Here is a 314-nt window from a genome sequence, read left to right on the forward strand (position 1 = left end):
CTCCTCCCCCCCCAACCGACAAAACACATCAGTGCGCCGCAACCGCTGCCCGATCCGTTGGCACAGGCTGCGCAGCACATGATCCCCCACCGCATGCCCGTACTGATCGTTGATTCGCTTGAAGTGATCGATATCCAGCATGATCACCGCCAGGTCCAACCCATCCCGTTGCGCTCGATCCAGTTCATTACGCAGCCGCTCCTGGAAGTAGCGCCGGTTGTAGATCCCAGTCAGCGCATCGGTCACCGACAACGCCCGCAGCTCCTCCTCCACCCGCTTGAGGTCCGAGATATCGGTCAGGTACCCATGCCAGA

1 protein-coding gene is annotated in these 314 nt (G+C 60.8%); it reads right to left on the bottom strand.

What is annotated here, in order from left to right; all coding sequences use genetic code 11:
• The coding region (locus tag CC207_RS27990) for a GGDEF domain-containing protein (protein WP_256582286.1) at positions 1–314 on the bottom strand (314 nt) is incomplete at both ends.

The organism is Pseudomonas sp. DrBHI1 (genome assembly GCF_002205115.1).
GTDB lineage: Bacteria > Pseudomonadota > Gammaproteobacteria > Pseudomonadales > Pseudomonadaceae > Aquipseudomonas > Aquipseudomonas mosselii.